This is a genomic window from Rhizobium sp. 05L429, assembly GCF_056397645.1.
Genome location: NZ_JBFTNV010000038.1, coordinates 24637 through 50448, shown reverse-complemented (window position 1 = coordinate 50448; position 25812 = coordinate 24637). Strand labels below are relative to the sequence as shown.

Genomic DNA, 25812 nt, shown 5'->3' with positions numbered 1-25812 from the left:
TGCTCAATGGATATGAACCTGATCGCAACGCCAATTCGCCTTGCCATCGGGGATTTCCATGCCTGCATCCATGACGCTTTCCAATCTCTCGTGGTCCACGCCTGACGGCCGGCCGCTTTTCTCCAATATCGATCTGAGCTTCGGCGCCGAGCGCACCGGCCTTGTCGGCCGCAATGGCGTCGGCAAAACCACGCTTTTGAAGCTGGTCGCCGGCGAGCTGCAGCTGCAGACCGGTTCTATCTCGGTTTCCGGCACGATCGGCATCCTGCGCCAGAGTGTGCAGGTCGGGCCGGATGAGACGGTCGCCGATCTCTTCGGGGCGACGGAGCCTCTCGCCATTCTTCGCCGTGCCGAAAGCGGCGAGGCGAGCGCCGACGAGCTTGCTGTTGCAGACTGGACGCTCGAAGCGCGCATCGATGCCGCACTGGAACGATCAGGCCTTGCCGCCAGCCCGCAGACGCTGCTTTCAGCACTGTCTGGCGGTCAGCGCACCCGCGCAGCACTCGCGGCCCTGATCTTCGAGGAGCCGGATTTTCTTGTCCTCGACGAGCCGACCAACAATCTGGATCGCGACGGCCGTGAAGCGGTGATCTCGCTTCTCGGTAGCTGGCGGCACGGCGCTCTCATCGTCAGCCATGACCGCGAATTGCTGGAGACGATGGATGCCATCGTCGAGCTCACGACGCTCGGCGCCACGCGCTATGGCGGAAACTGGAGCGATTACCGCGCTCGCAAGGCTCTGGAACTGGCTGCCGCCGAGCACGATCTTGCGGATGCCAGGAAACGCGTGGCGGAGGTTTCCCGCAGCGCGCAGGAAACGGCCGAGCGCAAGGCGCGCAAGGACAGCGCCGGCAAGAAGAAGGCAGCCAAGGGGGACATGCCGCGTATCATCGCCGGCGGTCTGAAGCGCCAGGCGGAGAGTACCAGCGGTGACAATGCCCGCCTTGCCGAGCGCCGCCACGCCCAGGCGCTTGAGGATGCCGAGGAGGCGCGCAAACGCATCGAGATACTCCAGCCGCTTTCCGTCAAGCTGCCCTCGACCGGCCTGCCGCCAAGCAGATCGGTGCTGAGGATCGACGCGGTCACGGCCGGTTACGAGGCGGGCGAACTGATCATCCGCAAGCTGTCCTTCGATATGACAGGTCCTGAACGCATCGCCGTCACCGGCCCGAATGGCTCGGGCAAGACGACGCTGCTGGCGCTGATCTCGGGCGATCTCCAGCCGTGGGAAGGCGCGGTTCGTGTGCTGACCTCATTCTCCATGCTCGATCAGCGCGTCAGTCTGCTCGATCCCAAGGCCTCGATCCGCGACAACTTCCGGCGGTTGAACCCACAGTCGGATGAAAACGCCTGCCGTGCCGCACTCGCCCGGTTCATGTTCCGGGCGGATGCGGCGCTGCAGATCGTCTCGACGCTGTCAGGCGGCCAGCTTCTGCGCGCCGGCCTTGCCTGCGTTCTCGGCGGCGCGGCACCGCCGGCGCTGCTCATCCTCGATGAACCGACCAACCATCTCGACATCGATTCCATCGCTGCCGTCGAAGCCGGCCTGAGAGCCTATGACGGCGCGCTGCTGGTCGTCAGTCATGACGAGGTGTTTCTGGAGATGGTCGGCATAACCCGCCGGCTGGAGTTGCCGGTGCGCTGAAGCATGTCGCGCAAAAGTGCGCAGAGGTTCTGCGATGACGGCACGCGGAGGCGAGGGCTTGTCTATTCGAAGGAAATKCCGAGCAATTTTTCGCTGAGAGCCCAGAGCCGCTCGGCAGCGTCCGTGTCCATCGCCCAGGGCATCACGCCGCGCAGCTCCTTCGTATCGGCGGGCAGTGCCTCGGCGATATCGCAATCCTCGCAATAGACGCCGCCCATGCCGTCGAGCTGGTGGCTCGTCGCGCACCAGATGGTGGTCGCCGCACCCTGTTCGATCGTCTTGAAGAGCGCGGCAATATGCGCGGGGATATTGCCGTCGGCATCCCGGAAGCCGATTGCTTCCATATCCGCATCCGAGACATAGCGGGTCAACTCGGTCTTGATCGAGCCGGGGTGAACCGAAAAGGCACGCACGCCATGCTCTGCCCCGCGCCGGTCGAGTTCAAGGGCAAACAGCGCATTGGCCGTCTTCGACTGACCATAGGCTTTCCAGGCATCATAGGTGCGACGCTGATAGTTCGGATCGTCGAAATCGATGGGGGAGAAACGGTGTCCGCCGGAGGAAAGTGCCACGACGCGGGCATTGCCGGAGCGCTTCAGCGCCGGCCAGAGCCATGCGGCAAGCTGGAAGTGGCCGAGATGGTTCGTCGCAAACTGCCGCTCGAAACCTCTGTCGTCATGCGCAAACGGTGTCGCCATGACGCCGGCATTGCCAATGAAAAGATCAAGCGGCCGGCCGCTGGCCGCAAATTCCCGCCCGAAGGCATCGATGGAGGCAGGCGCCGAAAGGTCGAGCGGATAAATCTCGATACGTGGCAGATCTTTGAGTGCCACCTTGGCCTTATCGACGTCACGCACCGGCACGATGATGGCAGCACCGGCGTTGGAAAGCACCCGCACCGTCTCCAGGCCGAGGCCGGCATAACCGCCGGTGACGACCGCAAGCTTGCCGGTCAGATCTGCATTGCCGAGTGCTTCTTCCGAAGTCGTCGAGCGGCCGAGACCGGAGGGAAGGGGATATTGGGAAGTAGGCATGACATCCTCGCATCTGTTTCGTGAGCGGTTCGTCCGCTCCTGAGGTGGGCTAGACGTAATGCATCGGATGTAGGATTATCCATGCGCTGAAGTCCAATCTATCTGCGTGATCATCCTAAATGCTTGCTGTCGACCCTCTTTCCGATGTCCTGTCGCTGCTCTCTGCCAGAAGCCTGCTCTCCGCCAGCCTCAGGGCCAAGGGTGGCTGGTCGATCCGTTTCGCTTCTGAGGGCGTGAAGTTCAACGCCGTGCTGGAAGGCGGCTGTTATCTGGTTTCCAACGGTGCCGAGCCACGCTGGCTGGAGGCTGGCGATTGCTTCCTGCTCGTCAATTGCAGCACGTATGTTCTCTGCAGCGATCCGGTGCTGACGCCGGTGGCGCCGTCCGAGATCTTTGGCCMTGATCATACCGCCTCCATCAACGCCGACCTGCCGTGCGAAAGCCTGTTTGCCGTCGGCGGACGTGTTACTTTCGACGATGCCGATGCCGGCCTGCTCCTCGATGCACTGCCGCCGATCCTTTTCGTCAGCGGCAAGTCGCGGGAGGCGACGGCAATCCGCTGGTTGCTGTCGCGGCTGGGGGAGGAGTGGGATGAGAAGCGTCCGGGCGGGTCGGCTGCCGCCGACCATCTGGCCCAGCTTCTCTTCGTAGAGTTGATCCGCGTCTGGTTGCATCAGGCCGATGCGACGACACCAGGATGGCCGCAGGCGCTGAGTGACAGGCGCGTCGGCGCGGCGATCCGTCTCCTGCACGGTGATCCCGCACGGAACTGGCGGCTGCAGGATCTGGCCGAAGCCGYTGGCATGTCACGCTCCAATTTCGCCCTGCGTTTCCGTAAACTCGCGGGCATGGCACCGCTGGATTATCTGCTGCGCTGGCGCATGCGGCTTGGCGCCAAGGCGCTGCGATCAGGCTCGCAGCCGATCTCGGCGATTTCCTATTCGCTGGGTTATCAGTCGGAAAGCGCCTTCAGCAATGCGTTCAAGCGCATCACCGGTGTCGCGCCGCAGCAGTATCGTCGCGATCACTTGAAGGCTGGAGCAGTTTCAGCAAAGGCGTACAGCGGTTTTGCGTCCGGAATTGCGTGAAAACAAAGAGCTGGAACATTGTCGTTATCAGAGGAAAGCGGAAATGTTCTAGCGCGCCCGGCTGACGCTCTTGAGATCGCGCACCGGCGCCTGCCGGATGAAGCGGTAGGCGGGGGTCTGCGCCTGTGCGACGGGAGCCGGCTGGTCTGCTGCGGTTGGCGCTTCCGGATTGTAGGTGTAGCTATCGGCGCGCCGCCATGCGTCCACGCGGGCATGACATTCTTCCGGGTCCAGCGCGTCGAGAACGAGGAAGGCGCGGCTGACATTGTGCGGCACTTCGGCAAGGTGCGGATAGAGCTTCTCCAGCACGAAGACGGAATCGAGGAAGCCCATGCCAAGGCTCGTCAGCGTCGTGGCGAGCTGCTGGCCGGACAGGTCGAGCATGATGCGCTCCGCAAGCCAGCGGCTGGCCGACAGCGCATCGGCTAGCGCAGTGGCGAAATGCACGGCTTCCCGCGAGCGCGCAAAGCGCACCAGTAGCGCCTCCTGAATATCTGACAGCGAGCGAAGGCCAAGGCGGTCCTCATCATTGCGGCCGAGATGGCCGGCAAGGCTGCGGATGCGCTCGCGTAGCGCCTCTTCATTGGCGATGCGTTGTGCTTCCTGCTGGTCCATTTCGGGCGCGACAGGCATCGGCGAAAGCGGTATGGCGTGTTGCTCTGCGGGAGCAGTGGCAGCGGATGGACGCGGCTCGGCCTGGCGCAGCGCCACCAGCGCGTCGATGACATCAGGCGACAGCGAATCGCGGCTGACGATCGCCTTTACATGCGCAGCACCCTGGGTGCGCGCAATCGTGATCAGCGTGTCGTCATTGATCGCCTTGGAGGAGGTGAGAAAAGGTGCGGCGACCTCTATCGGCTGATTGCCGATGAAGAGCGCAACGGCTGCCGGCATGTTCTCGCATTGGGAAAGGGCTGCCACGGCTTGGCGCCTTGCCTCTTCGGAAGAGGCCTGGAAGAGCGGCATGAAGAGTTCGGCAAACTGGCGCAGTTCGGAGCGTGTCGGATGTGACAGGTTCTCGAAACTGCTGACAGTCGCCATTAACACCACGTCCTTCTTCCTGATGGCCATGGGGCCCTCTAGGTCTCGAAACCGGTCACGCACAAGAACACCCTGAAAACGCAGAACAAGCGGGAAACCATGGGGCCGACAAGCGCTGGCGGGACGCGCGTCAGACCATACGGTTATGAACAAATCCTACACCGGTACAGTTAATGCATGCTGAAGATTCTATTAAAATGCAACAKAAATACACACGTTTCGCGTGTTGCGGCTTGATGAGCCGGCAAAATAAAATCGATCGCCCGGGCGCGGGGGCGATTTTCAGTTTTTAAGGATGTGGATAAATAGCCGGCAAATAATCTAAAGACCCTTGCGGCCTCTGAGTGCCGACAGCAGTTTGTCGTGATCGTCATGGCCCGACTGGTAAAGGTCGAGCGCAGTCGAAGCAGCGAACTGCGCTTCGACACTTCTGATGTCGAGATGCTTCTCCGCGCACCACGCATCCAGCGCGCCGCGCAACACATCCAAATCTTCTGAGGTGAATGCGGAACTATACAGAAAGGGCATGGGTTGCTCTCCGTATGACAGCAAGAGCACGTATAATCTCCCAAGCGGCCATCGCTTTAAACTTTTGGCCGATAAGATCACGATACACCCATCGTCTCTTGCCGCAATTAGTATTTTCGTGACGCATTTTTGCAACACCCACCGCGCGGCCGCCGCTTCAGTAAATAAGATCTGTTAACTATATGAATTATTTCTAATTTTATTGGGTGACTTTCAGCCTGACTTTTCTTTTCCGCGGCTGAAACCAAACAACCATTCTGCGCGTTATATCGGCGTCGGGCAGACTGTCCAAAGCAGTGGCTGAATATTAGTAATCTGTTAACGGTCGTGTGTCTCAATTCGGACAGGAACGACGCGATTTGGGAATATGGATCGTGGAAGCTCCGCAGCATCACGGTATTTCAATCAGGTGCCGTGAGAAAGGCGCGAATGCCCTCGGTCCGGTTCATCCGGCGCTTGAGGACGCGCTGGCCCGCAGCATGGCGGGCAGGGTGAAATCCATCGCAAGTTCATCCGTCTCGGGCAGTGCATGGAGACGAGAATGGCAATTGTAGTCGCATTGGCGGACCGGTTGCGTGAGGAGCCGCGCCGCACGGGCAAGGAGCCCCGCGAAGCAAAAATCCTCTGGTTCACCGGCGTCCGTTACGAACGGATCGTCGAAACCCCGAAGAAAAATCCGGCGCATTCTGCGCCGCGTGTCAAGAACAAGTAAATCGGAAAACAACTTAAAGTTTGTCGCGATCTTCGAGATCGGCTACCGCCCTTTAAGTCCTTGTTTGACGCATGTCGTTATCGTAAAACCGATGTACACTTTTGCGCGACATGCTTTAGCGGGCCTCGAGTTCGTCGCAGCCCGCTTCCGTCAGAAAGGCTCGCGCGGCCTCGTCAAAGCTTGCCTGCGGCGCCAGCGTGCGCAGGACCGCATAGCCCTCGGAATGCGCCATCTCCACCAGGATCGTCTGCTGCAGTTCCTGCGGCAGGTTCTTGCGCAGGTCGGTCAGCTGGATCGGGCTTGCTGCGAGAACGTCGAGCGCGCCACCGACGGAGGTGCGATCGTTCATGCTGAAGACCTCGTTAGAGGCGCTGTCATAAATCGCGATGGACCAGAAGGGCACATTGCCCTTGGCGATGAAATGCACCGGCGCTTCGCCCACATCGAAGGAACAGACGGCAGTGCGCACGAAAGGATCGCCATTGGCGAGCCCCGCCTCGTCATAGCGGCTGGTCAGAAGATAAAAATTGTTGGGATCGCCTTCGGCCTCCACCCGCGTTGCGGCATCGCGCCCGGTGAAATGCGGCAGTGCGAGAATGATGACGAGGTGCAGAAGGGCTGCGCCGAAAAGCCCCGTTATGACGGCGAAGAACACTCTAAGCATTGCCGCACCCGATCTTGGTGAGCTTTGGCATGGAGAGGTCGATCACCCCGGAGCTGCCCGCCGTTGGCGTGTCGAACAGCGTCAGCACCAGCCGGAACGTGCCAGCCCTCGGCAGCGCCAGCCAGTTGCCGGGCTGGGCATGTGGCGAGATGTCGATGGTGAAGCCGCTGTCTGGCTGGCGCAGCACCGTCCATGAATTCAAAGCGGCCGGCAGGGTCTGCTGCAGCGAGGCGGGGTTGCCGGCGTTGTCGGCAGTAAACAGCGTCCACAGCCGCGCCGGCGGCGTCTGGCCGGTGATGCGGTAGTGGCAGGCGGCATTCAGCCGCTCGCCGCTGTCGTCCACGCTTGCCGTAAAGGTCAGGCCTTCGGCGCTGCCATAGAGCAGCTTGCCGGCGCGCGCACGGTGCGACTTCGCATAGGGGTCCGCGTCGACGGTCTGGAGCTCCGGAAAGGCTTCCCAGGCGCCGAGCTTGATCGCCCCGAACCCCTGCGTCGCATCCAGCGCATAAAGCGAAATCATGATGCCGCCGCCGAAGGCGACGATCAGCGTGACCAGGATGAAAAGGGGAAACCGAAACACCTTGCGCCCTTGAAGATCAAATCAGTTGAAAGGGTTACCACTGATTCTGGCAGGGTGGAATGCCATCGGACGCTGTGTCCCCCATGTCTTGGCGAACCAGTCATGCCGGTTTGCCAAAAAAGGGGAAGTATCAATCCGCGCTTGCCACCTTCTGTACCTCGAGCGGCGCGGCATCCTTCAGCTTTTCGCCGATGCCCTTGAGAATGTCGGTCGATTGCACCGAGAGCATCCGCGGGCGGACGAGGGTCGGCGTGCCGTCTTTCGGCTTGTTGGCCTGCGCCTTGGCGACATCCTTTTCGGATGGCAGCGGGTTTTCGATKCCGGGAATCGGGCGCAGCGTAACGCCCTGATGGGCATAGTCCATGGCGCGCTTGAAGGTCATGGCGGGCAGCGAGCCGCCGGTCATCTCGTTGGTCGACGTGTAGTCGTCGTTCCCGAACCAGACGGCGCAGGTGTAGTTGCCGGTGAAGCCTACGAACCAGGCATCGCGATAGGCCTGCGTCGTGCCCGTCTTGCCCGCGGTGACGACGCCGTTGTCCAGCGCCGCTTTGCGCGCCGTACCCACATAGGGCACCCGCGACAGCATCTGGTTCATGTAGCTGTCGGCCTGTTCGGAAAGCACCCGTTGGGCGGGCGGTTCGTCATGATCGAAATCGTAGAGAACGTCGCCATCGTAATCGAGGATCTGCGTGATCCCGTGGCGGCGCGACTGGTAGCCGCCGGTTGGGAAAACGGCATAGGCCGTTGCCTGGTCGAGCACTGTCACTTCGGACGTGCCGATCGGGATCGTCACGTCGTCGCGGATCGGCGTTTCGACGCCCATGGCCTTGGCCATGGCGCGGATCGGTTGAATGCCGAGCTTTTCCTTGGCGAGACGCACCGGAATGGTATTGATCGACTGGGCGACCGCGGTTTCCAGCGTGATACGCCCGGCATAACGGTTTGCGTAATTGTGCGGGCTCCAGTTGCCCCAGGAGATGGGCGCGTCGATGATCGTCGTCTTCGGCGTCATCCCGCTCTCCATGGCCACCGAATAGGTATAGACCTTGAAGGAGGAGCCCGGCTGGCGCAGCGCCCTGGTGGCGCGGTTGAACTGGCTCTCGCCATAATCGCGTCCGCCGACCATGGCGCGCACGGCCCCGCCGTTTTCGATCATCACCATCGCGCCCTGCTTGGCGTGATAGGCCTCGCCATATTCGCGCAGCGATGTCTCGACGGAATCATCCGCCGCCTGCTGGATGCCCATGTMGATCGTGGTGCGCACGATCAGCGAGCGCTGGTGGAAGCGGGGCGAAAGGCGCTGCACCTCGTCGAAGGCCCAGTCGAGGAAGAAGTCGGGCGATTCCACCTCGTTGCGGTCGAYGACAGTGGCGGGATTGCGCCGGGCGGCGATCACCTGCCCCTCGGTCATCAGCCCGCTCTGGACGAGATTGGTCAGCACCTCGTTGGCGCGGGCACGCGCGGCAGGCAGGTTCACATGCGGGGCATATTTGGCCGGCGCCTTGAAGAGACCGGCGAGCATGGCGGATTCGGCAAGGTTCACGTCGGTGATGTTCTTGCCGAAATAGAATTGCGCCGCAGCAGCAGCACCGAATGTGCCGCCGCCCATATAGGCGCGGTCGAGATAGGTCGCGAGGATCTCTTTCTTGGAGAGGTTGGCCTCCAGCCATAGTGCTAGAAATGCCTCGGTGATCTTGCGGTCGATCGAGCGCTCGTTGGAGAGGAACAGGTTCTTGGCGAGCTGTTGCGTCAGTGTCGAGCCGCCCTGGACGACTTCGCCGGCCTGGGCATTGGTGACCATGGCGCGGAACAGGCCGATAGCGTCGATGCCGAAATGGTCGAAGAAGCGCCGGTCCTCGGTGGCGATGACGGATTTGATCAGCGAATCCGGTAATTCGTCGATCGGCACGGAATTCTGGTGGATGACGCCGCGATGGCCGATGACGTTGCCGTAGCGGTCGAGGAAGGTCACGGCGAAATCGCCGCGGTTGCGCCAGTCTTCCTTGGTGGATTCGAAAGCCGGCTGGGCAAGCGCCAGCATCAGCACGAAGCCGACGGCGCCGAGCGTCAGCCCTTCGCCGGCGAGTTCGAATACGGCACGTTTCCAGCCGCGGACACGGAAGCGGCGGAAGAAAATGGTGGTGTCTTCCCAGATCTCGGCGGCGCGGAAGCCGGCGTTCCAGACGGTCGAGTCGATCCATGAATCGATGCGCAGCAACAGGTGTCGGTTTTTCGACTGCTGCTTCTGTGGCTTCTTGCCTTGCCCGTTTTCGGGCTCGTCTGGCCCAACATTTGGGTTGTCCGGATCCTGCACGTCCTATATTCCCGCCTGAGCACGCTCGGCGGCCGTGAACCGGACGCAGGAGCGGGGCCTGAAAGGGGCCGCGACTCTCCGGATAGCCGGAGCATGTTGAATAATTGGTTGATTTCGCGGACAAGAACAAGAGAGTTGAACGGTCGTCACGCGAATTTGCGGGCGGCTGTTGCAAGAAACGAGTGATGAACGATCTGCCCTTCTGGAAGCGCAAGACGCTCGCCGAAATGAATGCCGAGGAGTGGGAAAGCCTCTGCGACGGTTGCGGCCTCTGTTGTCTCAACAAGATCGAGGAATGGGATAGCGGCGACGTCTATTTTACCTCGGTCCGTTGCAAGCTGCTCGACAGCGACAGCTGTCGCTGCTCCAGCTATCCGAACCGCTGGGATTTCGTGCCGGATTGCGTCCAGCTCACCAAGGAGAACGTCTCCGAGATCGCATGGCTGCCGCCGACCTGCGGCTATCGCCTCGTCAATGAGGGCCGAGATCTCTATTGGTGGCACCCATTGGTATCTGGCGATCCGGAAACCGTCCACGCTGCCGGCATTTCAGCCCGCGGCCGAACCATCAGCGAAAACGATGTCGATGTCGAGGATTTCGAGGATTATGTCGTTGACTGGCCGCTGACGGTCGGAGAGGACGCCGAAAGAACCCGGGAAGCCGAGGAGAAGGCCGGCTGACCGCTATGGCCAGGTGCCATGGGGGATCTGGAACAGATGCCTTATGCGCGTCGTCAGCGTCGTCGGATGGCTGCCTTCCGCCGATACGCCGGCACTGAAGTGATGTTTCTCGGATTCGATACGGCGCGATAGCAGCAGTCCGAGTTCTTCGGCAAGCGCCGGACGCTGCTGCATGATCGCGGCGAGGTGGTCCTTGGCGATCTCGTAGACGATGACGGATGTCAGGGCGCGGATATTGGCCGGCTCGAGCGCACCCATCAGCACGCCGCGTTCCCCGAAGAGGTCGCCGGGCGCAATTCTGGCGAGTTCGATGATCTCGTTGCCCTCGATCCGTTCCACGACGGCAACGCCGCGCCGCACGATCATCAGGGAGGTCAGCGAGGTGTCCTGCGTCGCGATCAGCGCATCCTTGCGGAAGTTCAGCCGTTTCATGTCGGTCGCAAGCGACTCCTTTTCGTCTTCCRTCAGCGTTGAAAAGAGCGCGATGGCGTTCAGCAGCCGCCAGGCCGAATTCGGGTGCTTTCCGGCCGCTTCCAGCGGATCGGCAACCGGGGGAACCGGCGAGCCGGCCGGTGGCGCAAGCTGCAGGCCTGCCGCCTTGGCATGACGATAGACCAGATCGTAGACTTCGTTGCGGGCGGCGGTCGCTTCGCCCAATCCGGAGACGCGGAAGGAGAGTTCGAACTCGACGGCATTGCTGTCCAGCCCCGTGATGCTGACAACAGGGGTAGGGGATTTCAGAATGGCGTTGCTGCTCAAAAGCACCGTGCGCATCGTCTCTTCGATGGTCGCCGGCGAGATCGAGGGAGCAAGCCGGATCTTCAGCGAGACGCCATGGGCTTCTTCGGGGCTCGTCAGGTTCGTCAGCCGTGCCTTGGCGAGCGCGCTGTTCGGAACGATGACGAGGTCGTTGGTGCCGTTCAGGAGATGGGTGGAGCGCCAGTTCGTCTCCACCACGCGGCCCTGCACGCCGTCGTCGAGGACGATCCAATCGCCGACGCTGTAATGCCGGCCGAGATTGAGCGCGATGCCCGAGAAGACGTCGTTCAGCGTGCTCTGCAACGCCAGGCCGAGCACGATGGCGAAGACACCCGATGTAGCAATCAGCGTGCCGATCGGTACGCCGAAGACGTAAGCTACGACCGAAAGCCCGGCGCCGAGATAGACGATGGCGACGACGAGATCCTGCAGCAGGCGTCCYTCGCGCGGTTTGCGCTCGAAAATCAGGAAGAGCCGCACCGAACTCGCCAGCACCATCGCGCCGCCGATCCACCAGACGGCCTTGGCGACCCCGACGAAAACGCGCCGGAAAAGATCCGTGGCATCGCCCATGTCAGACGTATAGGGCGCAATCTCGTGCTCTACGAGCAGCAGCGTCAGCAGCGCGAAGAAGATGATATTGGCAATTAGTCGGAAAGTCGGATTTCGTCCGAAGATGACCCGTGCCACGGTACTGAGCAGAACGAGGACAACAAACTGAAACAGCGGATCTGCCAGCATATGCGATGACATGCATTCCATCCTGATTGGGGATGTTCGACCCTATATCACGGATGAAGAAGACCTGTCCTCCAGCACGAATGGATAGGGAGTGACCGCTGGCGCCTGTCACTCCCTCTGCTGCGACCGGACACCTGGCGGTTATTTCGCTGTGTATGCCTCCAGCGCCTGGATGAGCTTCAGCCCTGCTTCGGCGCGGGCGCTATTTGGATAGTTCCTGTTTGCCAACACCGTGAGGCCGATATGCGCCTTCGGCACCAGCACGACATAGGCGCCGAAGCCGTTCGTCGATCCGGTCTTGTTCATCAGTACCGCCTTCTGCGGCGCAAGCGGCTTCGCCCGCTTTTTGACCGGCTGGCTTTCCAGGCTCATCTTGGAGGAGTTGCCGTCGAGAAGCTGCTTGAGCGCGACGGGCCAGGCATATTGCTCCCAGATCATGTCCTGCGTGTAGGAAGCCGTATCGAAATAACCCGTATGCGTCTTCTCGATCGTGGCCGCCAATTCGGGCGCCAGGGTATCCGGCTTCAAGTTGAGTTCCATCAGATGCACCATGTCGCGGGCCGTGGTCTTGATGCCGTAGGCCTCGTCGCCGAGGACGCCGGGTCCGACGCGGATCGGCTTGTTGGCCTTGGCATAGCCGAAAGCGTAGCGGTCCATGGCATCAGGCGGAACCGCGATGAAGGTGCTTTTCAGGCCGAGGGCGGGGAACAGCTGCCCTTCGACCGCCTGCTTGTAAGTACCGCCGAGGCGCTCTCCGGCGATACGCCCGAGAAGGCCGATGCTGACATTGGAGTAGGAGCGCATGGTGCCCGCCTCGTAGGCCGGCTTCCAGCTCTTAAGGTAGGCCATCAACTCGGCATCATCAGTCACGCTATCAGGCACCTGCAACGGCAGACCGCCTGACGTATGCGTGGCGAGATTGACGAGCGTGATCTTGTCGAAGGCGCTCCCCTTCAGTTCCGGCAGGTAGGTCGAGACCGGCTGGTCAAGGGACAGCAGACCACGTTGCTCGGCAAGTGCGGCAAGCGTGACATTAAAAATTTTGCTGACCGAGCCGAGCTCGAAGATAGTGTCGCTGGTGACGGGCGCTTTCGTCTCGCGCGAGGCTTCGCCGTAAGTGTAATAGAATTCGGAGCCGTTGATCGTGACACCGACTGCCAGTCCCGGAATGTCGTATTCCTTGATCACGGGCTGAAAAATGCGACCTGCTATCTCCCGGAACGCCGTATCCGTCATGCCCGCTGCATGAAGCGGGCTAGCCGACAAGGCGAGAGCGATAAGGCAGTGTCTGATCTTCATGGGTATTTCCCCTTTGTGCGTCCGGAAAATTTCCGGTGCACGGTCGATAGCCCGCCTTTTTGCCCCTTCACAAACGATAAGAACTCGCAGGAGACCCTAGTTTTTTTGGGGCTCGAGGGCGGCAAGAAAGAGCCGCAGCTCCCGCTCCACATAGTCGGCGACGGCGCCTTCGGCGGAAAAGCCCCACCAGAGGAGCGATCCCTGCCATTGCGATAGCATCAGCCGGGCAATGGTTTCAGCGTCCTTCCGTTGACTGAAACGCTCGGCAAGCGCTGCCGTCAACGTCGCACCCCAGGCCGCACCGCGGGCACGCAGCACCGGATCGCGGAAATCCTCCTGCAGAAGCATCAGCCCTTCGGCGTAAGAGGCGGGATTGTCTCCATAATCCTGCGAAAGGCCGGTCAGTAGTGCGATGCCACCCTCCGGCGTCTTCGCCACATGATTTGCAAGCCGTGCCGTTTCCGCATCCAGCCGGTCCCAGGCATGAAGCAGGGCGGCACGCAGCATTCCGGCCTTTGTGGTGAAACGCTGCACCAGCGTCGAGCCAGAGAGACCGCTTGCTTTCKAGACCGCGGCAAAGGTCGCCGCCTCCGGCCCCTCGGACTGGATCACCTCCAGAACCATCGAAAGCAGTTGTTCATCAGAAAGGGTGCGCGGACGCGGCATGAAATTTTCCTCTTGCATTCGCCATATTTATGAACGAACGTTCGTTTATATGCAAGCAAGCCGGTTAAACCGATCAGATGTTTCTAGCGGGGAGGACAGTGAAGTGACAGCGGATGTGAAGGAAAAGGTGGCACTCGTTGCGGGCGGAACGCGCGGCGCCGGCCGCGGCATCGCAGTAGAACTGGGCGCTGCAGGCGCGACGGTCTATGTGACCGGCCGCACGACCCGCGCGCAGCAATCCGAATATGGTCGGCCCGAAACCATCGAGGAAACTGCCGAGCTCGTGAGTGCGGCCGGCGGGCGCGGCATTGCCGTGCAGGTGGACCACCTGGTCCCCGAACAGGTCGAAGCGCTGGTTGCCCGCATCCGTGCGGAGGAGGGCAGGCTGGACATCCTCGTCAACGATATCTGGGGCGGCGAGCATCTGACGGAATGGGACAAGCCCGTCTGGGAACATTCGCTCGACAAGGGCCTGCGCATGCTGCGGCTTGCGATCGACACGCATTTCATCACCGCCCATTACGCTCTGGCGCTGATGATCGAAAAGCCGGGCGGCCTGCTGGTGGAAATGACCGACGGCACGGCAGACTACAACGCCACCCATTACCGGCTCTGCCCTTATTACGACCTCGTMAAGACGGGCACCAACCGCATGGCCTGGGCGCACGCCAATGATCTCGCACCCCATGGCGCCACATCAGTCTCGCTTTCGCCCGGCTGGATGCGCTCGGAAATGATGCTGGAAATCTATGGAGTTAAGGAAGAAAACTGGCGTGACGGTACAAAAGTCCAGCCGCATTTCGTCATCTCGGAAACGCCGCGTTTCACCGGCCGGGCAGTTGCCGCACTCGCCGCCGATCCCGACCGCAGCAGATGGAACGGCCAGTCGCTTTCAAGCTTCCAGCTGGCCGAAGATTACGGTTTCAACGATCTCGATGGCACGCGGCCGGATTGCTGGCGTTACCTCGCCGAGGTGCAGGAACCCGGCAAGCCGGCGGATGACACCGGCTATCGGTGATCTGGCGCGCTGCCGTTGAGGATTGATCCCTAGGCGAATCTGCTAGTCTCCTGGCGAACAGGGAGCTCGGATGGCTTTGCGTATCATTTCATTGAATGCCTGGGGCGGCAGCATCCACGCGCCGCTGATCGACTATCTCGCCCACGCGGACGCCGACATCTTCTGCCTGCAGGAGGTGGTGCGTTCAGCGCCCGGTACGCCGGAATGGCTGGAATATCGCGACGGCGGTGTAGTGCTGCCGCAGCGCGCCCATCTCTATGACGAGATTGCCGCCGTTCTCCCTGGTCATGATGGCTTCTTCTGCCCCTTTGCGCGGGGCGATCTCTTCCACGCCGAGGCGGTCTTCCCGACCGAATTCGGCATCGCCACCTTCGTGCGCAAGTCGCATGCAGTCATCGGCCAGGCGGCGGACTTCATCCATGGCGGTTTCTCGTCCAATGGCTGGGGTGAGCATCCGCGTTCCCGCAATGCCCATTGCATTCGCCTGTTCGATTATACCGGCGGCTTTTCCATCACCATCGCCCAGCTCCACGGCCTGCGTGATCCCGCGGGCAAGGGCGATATTCCAGCTCGCCATGCGCAGGCGGATGCGCTTCTCGAGCTGATCGAACGCGTCTGGCCGGGCAATGAACGACTTGTCGTCTGCGGCGATTTCAACGTGCTGCCTGATAGCACCACCTTCGAGAAGCTCGGCCGCCTCGGCCTCAACGATCTCGTCACCGGCAGGGGGTTTAACGATACCCGCACCTCGCTCTATCCGAAGGAAGGGCGCTTTGCCGATTACTTGCTGGTGACGCCGGAGGTCGTGGTGGAACGCTTCGAAGTGGTGGAAGCGCCCGAAGTTTCCGATCACCGGGCTCTTCTGATTGATCTGGCCTAACGCAGCTTGAAGTATTTCTCCAGGTCGGCGATCTGCTCGGCATTGAGCTGTCGCACCTTCATGCCGCGCGTAATGATCGAAAGCTTCGCTGCCTCTTCCAGCTCTTCGATCGCGAAGACAGCGGAATCGAGAGTGGCAGCCGAAACGATCGGCCCATGGTTTTCCAGCAGCACCGCGCTATGTTCGCCGGCGATTTCAGCAATCAGCGGCTTCACATCAGTCGAGCCCGGCCGCGTATAGGGCACGACCGGCACCTTGCCGACGCGCATCACCACATAGGGCGTCAGCGGCGGAATGGCATCGTTGGGATCGGTATCGGCAAGGCAGGAAAGGGCGGTCGCATAGGTGGAATGCAGGTGCACCACGGCGCCCGTCTGCGGCCGTTTCTCATAGAAGGAAAAATGCAGCGGCAGTTCCTTGGTCGGCGCATCGCCCGAGAGGTGCTTGCCGTCGCTGTCGAGCTTCGAAAGCCGCTCGGCATCGAGAAAGCCGAGGCAGGAATTGGTCGGCGTCGCAAGATAGCCGTCGGCGGTGCGAACCGAAATATTGCCGGATGAACCGGCCGTCAGGCCCCGCTCGAAGAGCGATTTTCCCCAGCGGACGATGGCTTCCCGCAGCGCCGTTTCATGCATGGCCGGCAATCCTGTCCAGCGCCTTGGCGAAGAAATCGGGCGAGCCGAAATTGCCGCTCTTTAGCGCCAGCCCGATCGGCCGCATCGGCCGGCCACGCTCGGATACCAGAACCGGTACGCCGGGATCGATCTCCCCACCGATGATCATATGCTTGAGGCCGAGCGCTTCCACGACGGCACCGGAGGTTTCGCCGCCGCCGACGACGATCTGGCGCGTACCGGAATCGGCGAGCCGCTTGGCGAGACCGCCGAAGAAATCCTCAAGTATCTTCGCCGATTCCTCGCGGCCGAAGCGCTGCTGTACGAAGCTCACGACATCGGGCGAGGTGGTGGAATAGACGATCGGATTGTCAGCTGCGTTGGAGGCCACCCAGCGGGCGGCCTGCTCTACCGACATGGTGCCGCGCACGATGGCTGCGGGATCGATGGAAAGGCCCGGATGGTTCTGCAGGTGGCAGGCAACCTGGTTCTGCGAGGCGAGCGAGCAGGAGCCGCACAGGATGACGCCCGGTCCGCTGACCACAGGCACCTCGGCGGGAACGCCTGATAGTTTGCCGCGCTTGGCGAAATTGCGCACCAGCCCCTGGGCCAGCCCCGACCCGCCGGTGACCAACTCATGGTCGATCACGGCCTCGCCGATCGTCAGCAGGTCGGCATCCTCGATAGCATCGACGACGACGAGGCGGTTGCCATCGGTCAGTTCGTCGCGCAGGCGGCTGCGGATTGCGACCGAGCCTTCGCGCACCGTATCGAGCGTGATGCTGCCGACGCCACCGCGCGTCTGCAGCCGCAGCCAGCGGCGGATGTCAGGATCGGTCATCGGCGTCAGCGGATGGTTCTCCATGCCGGATTCGCTGAGCAGCTTGTCCTTGACGAAGAGGTGGCCCATGAAAACCCGCCGGCCGGTCGCCGGAAAGGCCGGGCAGACGACCGTGACATTGGCGCCCGTCAGCCGCTGCAACGCTTCCGCCACCGGGCCGATATTCCCCTCCGGCGTGGAATCGAAGGTCGAGCAATATTTGAAGAAGATCTGCTCGCAGCCCTGATCCAGCAGCCAGCGCGCCGCGTCCATCGATTGCCATACTGCGTCGTCGACCGATGCCGAGCGCGTCTTCAGCGCCACGACCCCGGCTTCGCAATTCACCTTGCCGCGGCCGGGCCCGACGAACTGCATCGTTGACATGCCGCCTCGGGCAAGGGTGTTGGCAAGATCGCTGGCGCCGGTGAAATCGTCGGCAATGGCTCCAAGCAGCATGTCAGGCGGGCTCCGGCGGTCTGTTGTTCAATTCGTCCTCGATATGGACGCGGATGATGTCGTCAAAGGATGTCTCGGCTGTGAAGCCGAGCGAAAGGGCGCGGCTGGCATCGAAACTCTGCGGCCAGCCGGCAACGATTCTGGCGATATCAGCATCCGGTTCGCGGCGGATCAGCTTGACCGCGTTTTCGCCAGCGACGCGCCGGAGCGCTTCGATCTCCTCGCCGACGGTGGCGGCCAATCCCGGCATGGTCAGCGTGCGGATCTGGCCGAGTGGGGCGGTGTCGAGTTCGGCAGCCGTGAGAAGGAAGCGGATTGCCGCGCGTGGGCTCGCAAACCAGTGGCGCACGCTTTCATCGACCGGCAGCACGGCCTCCTGGCCGATCAGCGGCTCGCGCAGGATGCTGGAGAAGAAGCCGGAGGCAGCCCGGTTCGGCTTGCCGGGGCGGACGGTGATGGTCGGCAGGCGAATGCCGACGCCGTCGAGGAAGCCGCGCCGCGAATAATCGGCAAGCAGCAGTTCGCCGATCGCCTTCTGCGTGCCGTAGCTGGTGAGCGGCGTCAGATGATGCGTGTCACCGATGACCTGCGGCAGCGGCTCGCCGAAGACGGCGATGGAAGAGGTGAAGACGAGCTTCGGGCAATAGGGCTGTTCGGCAAGCCGGATTGCTTCGAGCAGGTAGCGCGTGCCGTCGAGATTGACGCGGTAGCCCTTCTCGAAATCCGCTTCCGCCTCGCCGGAGACGATGGCCGCAAGATGGAAGATCAGGTCCGGCCGGTGCGCGACAAGCTGTTCGGCCGTTCCCGGCAGCGACAGGTCCGCTGCAAGGGTCTCAACCGTGCCGGCGAATTCAGGTTTTTCGGGTACAAAGACATCCGCCAGCACCAGCGAGCCGATGGATTTACCGTTTAAAGTCCCGCGCTCGCACAAAGCACGGACGAGCTTGCGGCCGATCATCCCGGCCGCGCCGATAACAAGGATTTTCATTTGAAGCGGTCCCTCCGACCGAAGACGTGAACGCCAACCGAAAACGCGCCGCCGCCTGAGTCGGCATGGACGGCACGTTTACAGTTAAGACCAGCCGGGCAGGGCTGTCACGCAATTTCAGGCGGAGGAGCCTGTTTGATTGTGGGGTGGAAAGCTCAATCGACCGGCAGCTGGCGCCCGGGCCTTTCGCTCCTATTCGGTTCCCGCAGGGTCCCCAAGGCGGCGTCGGGCATGGATGCTTTTCCACGATGGCGCTTGCTCCACGGCCGGTTTCACGGCAACAAACGGACATGAGCATCCCGACAGAATACCCCTTCGACTTCGACCCCACCTACGGCATGACGCTCGCCGACCTGCGGGCGATCMGCCCGCCGGAGGCGCCGCCGGGCTTCGATGCCTTCTGGCAGAAGCGCTACGCCAGGGCGCTGGCGGTGAAGCCGCAGCCGGTATTGAGCGGAAGCAAGGATACGCATCCGGATTGGCAGGTGCGGGATATCGTCTACACCTCCACCGATAACTTCAGCATTGGCGGCTGGCTGCTCACGCCGCGCAAGGGCGCGGTCAAGCGCGGCCTCGTCGTCGGCCATGGTTATGGTGGCCGCGACCAGCCGGAATTCGATCTTCCGGTCGAAGAGACCGCGATCCTCTTTCCCTGTTTCCGTGGGATGTCGCGCAGCGCCCATCCACCGATCTCGCCGGAAGCGCCCTGGCACGTGCTGCACGATATTGACGATCCCGATCATTACGTGATCGGCGGCTGCGTCGAGGATCTCTGGGTTGCCGTGTCCGCATTGCTGTCGCTTTATCCGGCTCTGTCAGGCCATATTGGCTATAGCGGCATCAGTTTCGGCGGCGGCATCGGTGCGCTCGGCATTCCCTTTGATATCAGGATCATACGCGGTCATCTGACTGTGCCGACCTTCGGAAACCGCAAGCTCTGGCTGACATTGCCGACAGTTGGTAGCGCCCATTCGGTGCAGGACTATGCGAAGACCCATCCCGAGATCTTTGAAAAGCTGCGCCTTTTCGACGCCGCAACGGCCGCGACCCGCATTACCGTGCCGATGCTTGCGGCTGTCGCGCTCTTCGATCCGGCTGTCGCGCCGCCCTGTCAGTTCACGGTGGCGAACGCTCTGCCGAAATCAAAATTTAATGAAATCTTCATCCTGGATACCGGGCATTTCGACTATCTTGATAGTGCAGCGCAGCAAACTGCGCTGCGCGAGCGAGTCGGGCGGTTTTTCAGGGGTCTATGAACCGAGAATATCTGCGCTGGTACAGCGATCGGCTCCATCGTGACATGGAGCTCCTGGTGTTCGGTCATGCCGGCGCCAAAGTACTGATGTTCCCAACGCGGGAGGGGCGCTTTTGGGAATATGAACATCTCGGCATCGTCTCCAGCCTCGCCGACAAGCTTGAGGCCGGCCAACTGCAGCTTTTCTGCATCGAGGGCCTAGCAAATGAGACCTTCTACAACTTCGGCCGTCATCCGGCCGATCGTATCCGCCGCCATATCGCTTTCGAAGAATATGTGCTGAACGAAGTTTTGCCGCTCATGGAGAGCCGCAATAGCCACGAATGCACCATCGTTCACGGCTGCAGCCTCGGCGCCTTCCAGGCCGCCAGCCTCGTCTTCCGCCACCCGCATCTCTTCCGCAAGCTGGTCGCCTTTTCCGGCCGCTACGACCTGACGATGCGCGTCGAATCCTTCTCCGATCTCTTCGACGGCTATTACGACGACACGGTCTATTTCCACATGCCGACGCATTTCCTGCCGGGCCTTTCCAGCGACTGGCGGCTGGAGAAACTGCGGCAGGTCGATATCGTGCTGACCATCGGCAACGAGGATCCCTTCCTCGACAACAACCGCCACCTCAGCCGCTTGCTCGCCGAAAAAGGCGTCGGTCACCACCTGCATTTCTGGGATGGCAGGGCGCACCGCGCGGGTGCCTGGCGCCGGATGGCGCCACTCTATATCTAAGCCGCCGGATGGCGCCGCTCTATATCTAGCTTCTGGCAGTTGCGCCTTACTGCATCAGCGGTTTCTTGAGGAAGCTGTTGCGGTCAGCCGATTTGATGCGCAGCCAGGCTTCGCGGCCGTTCCTCAGCACACGGATGGGGATTTCCGCACCCGCCGGGCCGCTMTTCCAGACCTTGCGGTAGAAATCGGCAAGTCCGTCCACTTCACCGTCGCGGATTTCCGAGATGACGTCGCCCTGCTGCAGGCCCGCCTGCGCGGCAGGGCTGCCATTGGCAACGCTCATGACGATCACCTCGCCGTTGCTCTCGGCCGAAAAGGCTCCGAGCCAGGGGCGCGGCGGCTTGTCGATCTGGCCACGATGCAGCAAATCGTCGAGGATCGGCGGAAGAAGGTTGATCGGCACGATCATGTTGATGTCGGCGACCTCGTCACCCTGGACCATCTGCAGGCGCAGCGAACCGATGCCGAGCAGCTTGTCCTCGTCGCTGACGAGCGCCGCACCGCCCCAGGAGGGGTGAGCCGGCGCGATGAAGATCGCCTCGTCGAGCAGATATTCCCAGTAGCCCGCAAATTCCTGCTTGGCGACGATGTTGGCCTGCACGAATTCGCCGAGGCCATCGGCAAAGATCACTGCATCGCCGACCTTCGTCTTGACCTTGTCGCCGATTTCGAGCGCCGGCAGGTCCAGAGGCGCCAGCGACTGGATGAGGCCGAAGCCGGTTTCCTGGTCATAGGCCAGCGCATGGCCGGGCACGACCTTGCCGTCGTGGCGGGTCAGCCAGATTTCGTCTGCTTCGGTGATAAGATAGCCGATGGTGAGCACCAGCCCGTTTTCCCTGATGACGACGCCACTTCCTTCCCGGCGGGTGCCCAGCGTATTCGCGGTGAAGGCATCTTCGGGGATGGAGGCGCGAACGGCCACAACTGACCGCAGGATCCTGTCGATATTCATGGTTTCATCCTCGTAAGGCGGGCACAAAGGCTCGGAATGCTGCGAGGGCCGGCAAGGGCCGGACGCATACCATTCCTTGTATAGGTATGAAAGGAAACGCAGTTCTGCAAGACCTGCGGCCTGAGGTCTTTTACCCGTTCTGTCCAGCCGAATCCGCAGCCTCCCGGCCATACTGCCGCGGCGAGCGCTCCATTACCCGCTTGAAGGCGGTGCTGAAGGCGCTTTCGGACTCGTAGCCGAGCGAAAGCGCAATCGTGCTGATCGGCTCACGGCTATTTGCGAGCCGATCGCCGGCCAGCGTCATGCGCCAGCGCGTCAGGTAGTCCATCGGCGCGGCTCCGACCTTTTCCTTGAAGCGCTCGGCGAAGGAGGAGCGCGACATGCCGGTCATGGCAGCAAGCTGCTGCAGCGTCCAGCGCCGCGCCGGCTCGGCATGCATCGCGCCGATCGCCGTGCCGATCTGCCTGTCGGCGAGCGCAAAGAGCCAGCCTGTGCCTTCGGTATCGGGTGCTGAGAGATAGAGCCGCAGGATCTGCATCAGCATGATATGCGCCAGATGTTCGGTCATCAGGAAACCACCCGGCCGCCGGCCGCGCAGCTCCCGCGCCATCTGGTCGATGGCAAAGCGCAGCACCGAGGCTTGATCCGAATGCTCGCTGACATGGACGACCGGCGGCAATATGCCGACGAGCAGATCCGCGCCTGCGCCGGAAAAGCCGAAGCGGCTGCCGACAAGGAAGAAGGCGCCGCCGCCATTGCAGGTCGCGACACCATCCGCCGCATGCGCATAGATGTCATCGGCCGGGATTGTCGGCAGGCTGCGGTCGCTCATCATCCGGAAGGGCCGACTCTGTGTCAGCAGGAAACAATCGCCTTCTTCGAGCAGGAACGGCTCGACACCCTCTACCTCCAGCCAGCAGCCGCCCGAAAGCACGGCATTGAACTTGATGCCCTGCGGCGGCGGAAAATCGATCGCCCAGTCACGTCCGGCATCGAGCCCCAGCGAGACATAGCTGCGCGGCTTCAGCAGCGCCAGCACATCGGAAAGGGGATCCATGGAGAGAGAGGTCATGACGAAATCCGGACGATCGCAAAGATATCGTGGATTTTAACGCATAGATCGTATGCGCGCCACCGCATTACTCTCCGACCGAAAGCAGAAGGAGATTTTCATGGAACACACTCAACATCCGATCGGCTCCGGTTTCGGCACTCGCTCGACGGCCGATGACGTACTCTCGGGCATTGATCTCTCCGGCAAACTGGCAATCGTCACCGGCGGCCATTCCGGCCTCGGACTGGAGACGACGAAGGCGCTGTCGCGGGCAGGCGCGCATGTGCTCGTCGGCGCCCGCCAGCCGGAAGCGGCGGCCAAGGCGCTCTTGGGCATCGCCAATGTCGAAGTCGACAGGCTCGATCTCTCCGACCTCGAAAGCGTACGTCACTTCGCCCAACGCTTCGTCGCCTCCGGCCGCAAGGCCGATATCATCATCAACAGCGCCGGCATCATGGCCTGCCCGGAAACGCTGATAGGGCCGGGATGGGAGGCGCAGTTTGCCACCAACCATCTCGGCCATTTCGCACTCGTCAATCGCCTCTGGCCGTCGATAGCGAGGGGAGCCCGTGTGGTTGCCGTCTCCTCCGGTGCCCACGGCATCACGCCCATCCGCTGGGACGATGTCCAGTTCTCCAAGGGCTACGACCGGTGGCAGGCCTATGGACAGGCGAAGACCGCAAACGCGCTCTTTGCGGTGCAACTCGACAGGCTGGGCAGGGATGCCGGCGTGCGTGCCTTCTCGCTGCATCCCGGCAAAATTCTGACGCCGCTGCAACGGCACCTGGAGAAGGAAGACATGGTCGCCGCCGGCTGGATTGACGCTGACGGCAATGCGGCCGACCCAACGTTCAAGACACCCGAGCAGGGTGCCGCGACGCAGGTCTGGGCCGCCACCTCGCCGCAGCTTGCAGGCCTCGGCGGCCTTTATTGCGCCGACTGCGACGTCGCATCCATCTCGGATGACGGAGCGGAAACCAGCGTGCGCGCTTATGCCGTCGATCCCGACGAGGCGGCCCGTCTCTGGGCGCTCTCGGCGGAACTGACCGGTGTAGACGCGTTCAGCCGTTAAGCGTGGATGCCGGGCGCCTCGTAGCCGGTGCGCTCGACATACTCCGTATAGCCACCGCCATACTGCTGGATGCCATCCGGCGTCAGCTCCAGCACGCGATTGGACAGCGCTGCAAGGAAATGGCGATCGTGCGAGACGAAGAGCATCGTGCCCTCGAAATCGGCGAGCGCCTTGATGAGCATTTCCTTTGTGTCGAGGTCGAGGTGGTTGGTCGGCTCGTCGAGCACGAGKAAGTTCGGCGGGTCGAACAGCATGTGGGCCATGACGAGGCGGGCCTTCTCGCCGCCCGAAAGCACGCGGCAGCGCTTGTCCACGTCATCGCCTGAAAAGCCGAAGCAGCCGGCGAGCGCGCGCAACGGCGCCTGGCCGGCAAGCGGGAAGGAATCCTCCAGCCATTCGAGAACCGTGCGCTCGCCGTCGAGCAGGTCCATGGCATGCTGGGCGAAATAGCCGAGCTTGACGCTGGCCCCCAGTTTCACACTGCCGGCATCTGGATCGGCAGTGCCGGTTACCAGCTTCAGCAGCGTGGATTTGCCCGCACCGTTGATGCCCATGATGCACCAGCGCTCCTTGCGGCGGACCATGAAATCCAGCCCTTCATAGATGGTGCGGCTGCCGTATTTCTTGTGCACGTTCTTGAGGTTGACCACGTCTTCGCCCGAACGCGGCGCTTGCTGGAACTCGAACGCCACCGTCTGGCGGCGCTTCGGCGGCTCGACGCGATCGATCTTTTCCAGCTTCTTCACGCGGCTCTGGACCTGCGAGGCATGGCTCGCGCGCGCCTTGAAGCGCTCGATGAACTTGATTTCCTTGGCAAGCATCGCCTGCTGGCGCTCGAACTGCGCCTGCTGCTGTTTCTCGTTCTGCGCTCGCTGCTCCTCATAGAAGCCATAGTCGCCGGAATAGCTGGTCAGTGAGCCGGAATCGATTTCGATGATCTTGGTGACGATGCGGTTCATGAACTCGCGGTCATGCGAGGTCATCAGCAGCGCGCCTTCGTAGGTCTTGAGGAATTCCTCGAGCCAGATCAGGCTTTCGAGATCCAGATGGTTGCTCGGTTCGTCGAGCAGCATCACGTCGGGGCGCATCAGTAGGATACGGCCGAGCGCCACGCGCATCTTCCAGCCGCCCGAGAGCGCGCCGACATCGCCGTCCATCATTTCCTGGCTGAAGCTGAGGCCGTCCAGAACTTCGCGGGCGCGGCCTTCCAGCGCATAGCCGTCCAGCTCTTCATAGCGAGCCTGCACTTCGCCATAGCGCTCGATGATCTCATCCATCTCGTCCATGCGGTCAGGATCGGACATGGCCGCTTCCAGCTCGCGCAGTTCTGCGGCGACGACGCTGACGGGGCCAGCACCTTCCATCACTTCGGCAACCGCGCTGCGGCCGGACATTTCGCCGACATCCTGGTTGAAATAGCCGATGGAGACGTGCTTCTCGACCGAGACCTGGCCTTCATCCGGCTGCTCTTCGCCGTTGATCATGCGGAAAAGCGTCGTCTTGCCGGCGCCGTTCGGGCCGACKAGGCCGATCTTCTCGCCCTTGTTGAGGGCTGCGGTGGCTTCGATGAAGAGGATGCGGTGGCTGTTCTGCTTGCTGATATTTTCGATACGGATCATGTCTTACGCGGTGCCTGGGGAGAATTTTGGCGCCCTTATGCCACGGGTTTTCGCCCGTGTCGCAGGTTTTTCGCGTCATGAAGCTGTGATCTTTGCAGCCTGTGTCCATTCCGCGCGACTGGAAATCGAGGCGTCCTTCCTTATTATCCCCCAGGGGAGGAGCCCATGACCAACAAAACATCCGGCAAACCGGCAAAGCCGACGGAACCGAAGCTGCTGTCCGGTGGCAATCCGCAGATCGCCAAAGGTGAGGGCGATGGCCCGGTGCAGGCCTATATCACCGCCATGCCCGGCTGGAAAAGCGATGTCGGCCGCCACCTAGACGCATTGATCATGCGCACCGTTGCCGATGCCCACAAGGCCGTCAAATGGAACTCGCCGCTCTATGGCATGAGGGGAGACGGCTGGTTCCTCGCCATCCACTGCTTCAACAAATACATTAAGCTGGCCTTCTTCCGCGGCGCTGCCTTGCAGCCCGTGCCGCCGGGAGAATCCAAGACAGCGCAAACGCGCTACTTCCACATCCATGAAAACGACCCGATCGATGACGCGCAGCTCGCTGACTGGATCACGCAGGCAAGCCTGTTGCCGGGCGAGAAGATGTAAGGAG

General features: G+C 61.8%; 25 protein-coding genes. 10 read left to right on the top strand and 15 right to left on the bottom strand.

Annotated features, from left to right (window positions below; genetic code table 11):
• The first annotated feature begins 58 nt into the window (after positions 1–58).
• Positions 59–1645, top strand: a complete 1587-nt coding sequence (locus AC1DNW_RS29835; protein WP_113310038.1) for an ABC-F family ATP-binding cassette domain-containing protein — start codon at positions 59–61, stop codon at positions 1643–1645.
• 62 nt (positions 1646–1707) lie between these two features.
• Here the strand turns inward: AC1DNW_RS29835 and AC1DNW_RS29830 are convergent, their stop codons facing one another.
• Positions 1708–2679 carry an oxidoreductase gene (locus AC1DNW_RS29830; protein WP_113310039.1) on the bottom strand — a complete coding sequence of 324 codons (972 nt, stop codon included), beginning with the start codon at positions 2677–2679 and terminating at the stop codon, positions 1708–1710.
• Between the two features lie 119 nt (positions 2680–2798).
• Here AC1DNW_RS29830 and AC1DNW_RS29825 point away from each other — a divergent pair, with 119 nt between their 5' ends.
• Entirely contained in the window at positions 2799–3767 is a 969-nt protein-coding gene (locus tag AC1DNW_RS29825; protein ID WP_477855266.1) for an AraC family transcriptional regulator, read from the top strand.
• A gap of 48 nt (positions 3768–3815) precedes the next feature.
• Here AC1DNW_RS29825 and AC1DNW_RS29820 read toward each other — a convergent pair whose 3' ends face one another.
• Together AC1DNW_RS29820 and AC1DNW_RS29815 are read right to left on the bottom strand one after the other, a co-directional pair.
• Positions 3816–4871 (bottom strand): DUF2336 domain-containing protein, encoded by a 1056-nt coding sequence (locus AC1DNW_RS29820; RefSeq protein WP_113301608.1) that lies wholly within the window; start codon positions 4869–4871, stop codon positions 3816–3818.
• A gap of 258 nt (positions 4872–5129) precedes the next feature.
• Positions 5130–5336, bottom strand: coding sequence for a hypothetical protein (locus tag AC1DNW_RS29815; protein ID WP_113301609.1), 207 nt, complete (start codon positions 5334–5336; stop codon positions 5130–5132).
• A 541-nt stretch (positions 5337–5877) separates the two neighbouring features.
• Here AC1DNW_RS29815 and AC1DNW_RS29810 point away from each other — a divergent pair.
• Entirely contained in the window at positions 5878–6048 is a 171-nt protein-coding gene (locus AC1DNW_RS29810; RefSeq protein WP_477833279.1) for a hypothetical protein, read from the top strand.
• Positions 6049–6163: 115 nt separating this feature from the next.
• On the opposite strand, the gene AC1DNW_RS29805 is transcribed toward AC1DNW_RS29810, so the two are convergent.
• The 3 genes from AC1DNW_RS29805 to AC1DNW_RS29795 all read right to left on the bottom strand — a co-directional run bounded on the left by AC1DNW_RS29805 (position 6164) and on the right by AC1DNW_RS29795 (position 9606).
• Positions 6164–6712, bottom strand: a complete 549-nt coding sequence (locus tag AC1DNW_RS29805) for a DUF1254 domain-containing protein (RefSeq protein WP_113301610.1) — start codon at positions 6710–6712, stop codon at positions 6164–6166.
• Positions 6705–7292, bottom strand: coding sequence for a DUF1214 domain-containing protein (locus AC1DNW_RS29800; protein ID WP_113301611.1), 588 nt, complete (start codon positions 7290–7292; stop codon positions 6705–6707). Before AC1DNW_RS29800 ends, AC1DNW_RS29805 begins: the two co-directional genes overlap by 8 nt.
• 130 nt (positions 7293–7422) lie before the next feature.
• On the bottom strand, positions 7423–9606 hold the full coding sequence (locus AC1DNW_RS29795; RefSeq protein WP_477855265.1) for a transglycosylase domain-containing protein: 2184 nt from the start codon (positions 9604–9606) through the stop codon (positions 7423–7425).
• Positions 9607–9791: 185 nt separating this feature from the next.
• Between AC1DNW_RS29795 and AC1DNW_RS29790 the strand changes: the two genes are divergently transcribed.
• Positions 9792–10286: a YcgN family cysteine cluster protein gene (locus AC1DNW_RS29790; RefSeq protein WP_113301613.1), complete on the top strand. Its 495-nt coding sequence runs from the start codon at positions 9792–9794 to the stop codon at positions 10284–10286.
• Between the two features lie 3 nt (positions 10287–10289).
• Here AC1DNW_RS29790 and AC1DNW_RS29785 read toward each other — a convergent pair whose 3' ends face one another.
• The 3 genes from AC1DNW_RS29785 to AC1DNW_RS29775 all read right to left on the bottom strand — a co-directional run bounded on the left by AC1DNW_RS29785 (position 10290) and on the right by AC1DNW_RS29775 (position 13751).
• Positions 10290–11798, bottom strand: a complete 1509-nt coding sequence (locus AC1DNW_RS29785) for a mechanosensitive ion channel family protein (RefSeq protein WP_477855264.1) — start codon at positions 11796–11798, stop codon at positions 10290–10292.
• Between the two features lie 129 nt (positions 11799–11927).
• Positions 11928–13085: a class C beta-lactamase gene (gene ampC, locus AC1DNW_RS29780; protein WP_113310043.1), complete on the bottom strand. Its 1158-nt coding sequence runs from the start codon at positions 13083–13085 to the stop codon at positions 11928–11930.
• 96 nt (positions 13086–13181) lie between these two features.
• Positions 13182–13751: a TetR/AcrR family transcriptional regulator gene (locus tag AC1DNW_RS29775; RefSeq protein ID WP_477855263.1), complete on the bottom strand. Its 570-nt coding sequence runs from the start codon at positions 13749–13751 to the stop codon at positions 13182–13184.
• A 103-nt stretch (positions 13752–13854) separates the two neighbouring features.
• Here AC1DNW_RS29775 and AC1DNW_RS29770 point away from each other — a divergent pair, with 103 nt between their 5' ends.
• Together AC1DNW_RS29770 and AC1DNW_RS29765 are read left to right on the top strand one after the other, a co-directional pair.
• On the top strand, positions 13855–14769 hold the full coding sequence (locus AC1DNW_RS29770) for an SDR family oxidoreductase (protein WP_113310045.1): 915 nt from the start codon (positions 13855–13857) through the stop codon (positions 14767–14769).
• A 70-nt stretch (positions 14770–14839) separates the two neighbouring features.
• Complete coding sequence (locus tag AC1DNW_RS29765; protein WP_477855262.1) at positions 14840–15649, top strand: endonuclease/exonuclease/phosphatase family protein; 810 nt, start codon at positions 14840–14842, stop codon at positions 15647–15649.
• Here AC1DNW_RS29765 and otnC read toward each other — a convergent pair.
• Genes otnC through denD form a run of 3 tightly spaced genes read right to left on the bottom strand, consistent with a single transcriptional unit; the run spans position 15646 to position 18524 of the window.
• Positions 15646–16281: a 3-oxo-tetronate 4-phosphate decarboxylase gene (gene otnC / locus AC1DNW_RS29760; protein WP_113310046.1), complete on the bottom strand. Its 636-nt coding sequence runs from the start codon at positions 16279–16281 to the stop codon at positions 15646–15648. The genes AC1DNW_RS29765 and otnC overlap by 4 nt on opposite strands.
• Positions 16274–17536: a 3-oxo-tetronate kinase gene (otnK, locus tag AC1DNW_RS29755; protein WP_113301619.1), complete on the bottom strand. Its 1263-nt coding sequence runs from the start codon at positions 17534–17536 to the stop codon at positions 16274–16276. Before otnK ends, otnC begins: the two co-directional genes overlap by 8 nt.
• A 1-nt stretch (position 17537) precedes the next feature.
• Complete coding sequence (gene denD, locus AC1DNW_RS29750; protein ID WP_113310047.1) at positions 17538–18524, bottom strand: D-erythronate dehydrogenase; 987 nt, start codon at positions 18522–18524, stop codon at positions 17538–17540.
• 290 nt (positions 18525–18814) lie between these two features.
• On the opposite strand from denD, the gene AC1DNW_RS29745 reads away from it, so the two are divergent.
• Both AC1DNW_RS29745 and AC1DNW_RS29740 read left to right on the top strand, forming a co-directional pair.
• A complete protein-coding gene (locus tag AC1DNW_RS29745; protein WP_477855261.1) occupies positions 18815–19780 on the top strand; it encodes an acetylxylan esterase in 966 nt (321 codons plus the stop codon).
• Positions 19777–20505, top strand: a complete 729-nt coding sequence (locus tag AC1DNW_RS29740; protein ID WP_113310049.1) for an esterase family protein — start codon at positions 19777–19779, stop codon at positions 20503–20505. The genes AC1DNW_RS29745 and AC1DNW_RS29740 overlap by 4 nt, the downstream gene beginning before the upstream one ends.
• A 46-nt stretch (positions 20506–20551) precedes the next feature.
• Here the strand turns inward: AC1DNW_RS29740 and AC1DNW_RS29735 are convergent, their stop codons facing one another.
• A complete protein-coding gene (locus tag AC1DNW_RS29735; RefSeq protein WP_477855260.1) occupies positions 20552–21457 on the bottom strand; it encodes a S1C family serine protease in 906 nt (301 codons plus the stop codon).
• Positions 21458–21587: 130 nt separating this feature from the next.
• Positions 21588–22514: an AraC family transcriptional regulator gene (locus tag AC1DNW_RS29730; protein WP_113310080.1), complete on the bottom strand. Its 927-nt coding sequence runs from the start codon at positions 22512–22514 to the stop codon at positions 21588–21590.
• Positions 22515–22629: 115 nt separating this feature from the next.
• On the opposite strand from AC1DNW_RS29730, the gene AC1DNW_RS29725 reads away from it, so the two are divergent.
• Entirely contained in the window at positions 22630–23583 is a 954-nt protein-coding gene (locus AC1DNW_RS29725) for an SDR family NAD(P)-dependent oxidoreductase (RefSeq protein WP_113310051.1), read from the top strand.
• On the opposite strand, the gene AC1DNW_RS29720 is transcribed toward AC1DNW_RS29725, so the two are convergent.
• Positions 23580–25202: an ABC-F family ATP-binding cassette domain-containing protein gene (locus AC1DNW_RS29720; RefSeq protein WP_477855259.1), complete on the bottom strand. Its 1623-nt coding sequence runs from the start codon at positions 25200–25202 to the stop codon at positions 23580–23582. The two genes, AC1DNW_RS29725 and AC1DNW_RS29720, sit on opposite strands and share 4 nt — an antisense overlap.
• Before the next feature lie 165 nt (positions 25203–25367).
• Here AC1DNW_RS29720 and AC1DNW_RS29715 point away from each other — a divergent pair, with 165 nt between their 5' ends.
• Positions 25368–25808, top strand: coding sequence for a DUF1801 domain-containing protein (locus AC1DNW_RS29715; RefSeq protein WP_113310053.1), 441 nt, complete (start codon positions 25368–25370; stop codon positions 25806–25808).
• The last annotated feature ends 4 nt before the right edge of the window (positions 25809–25812 follow it).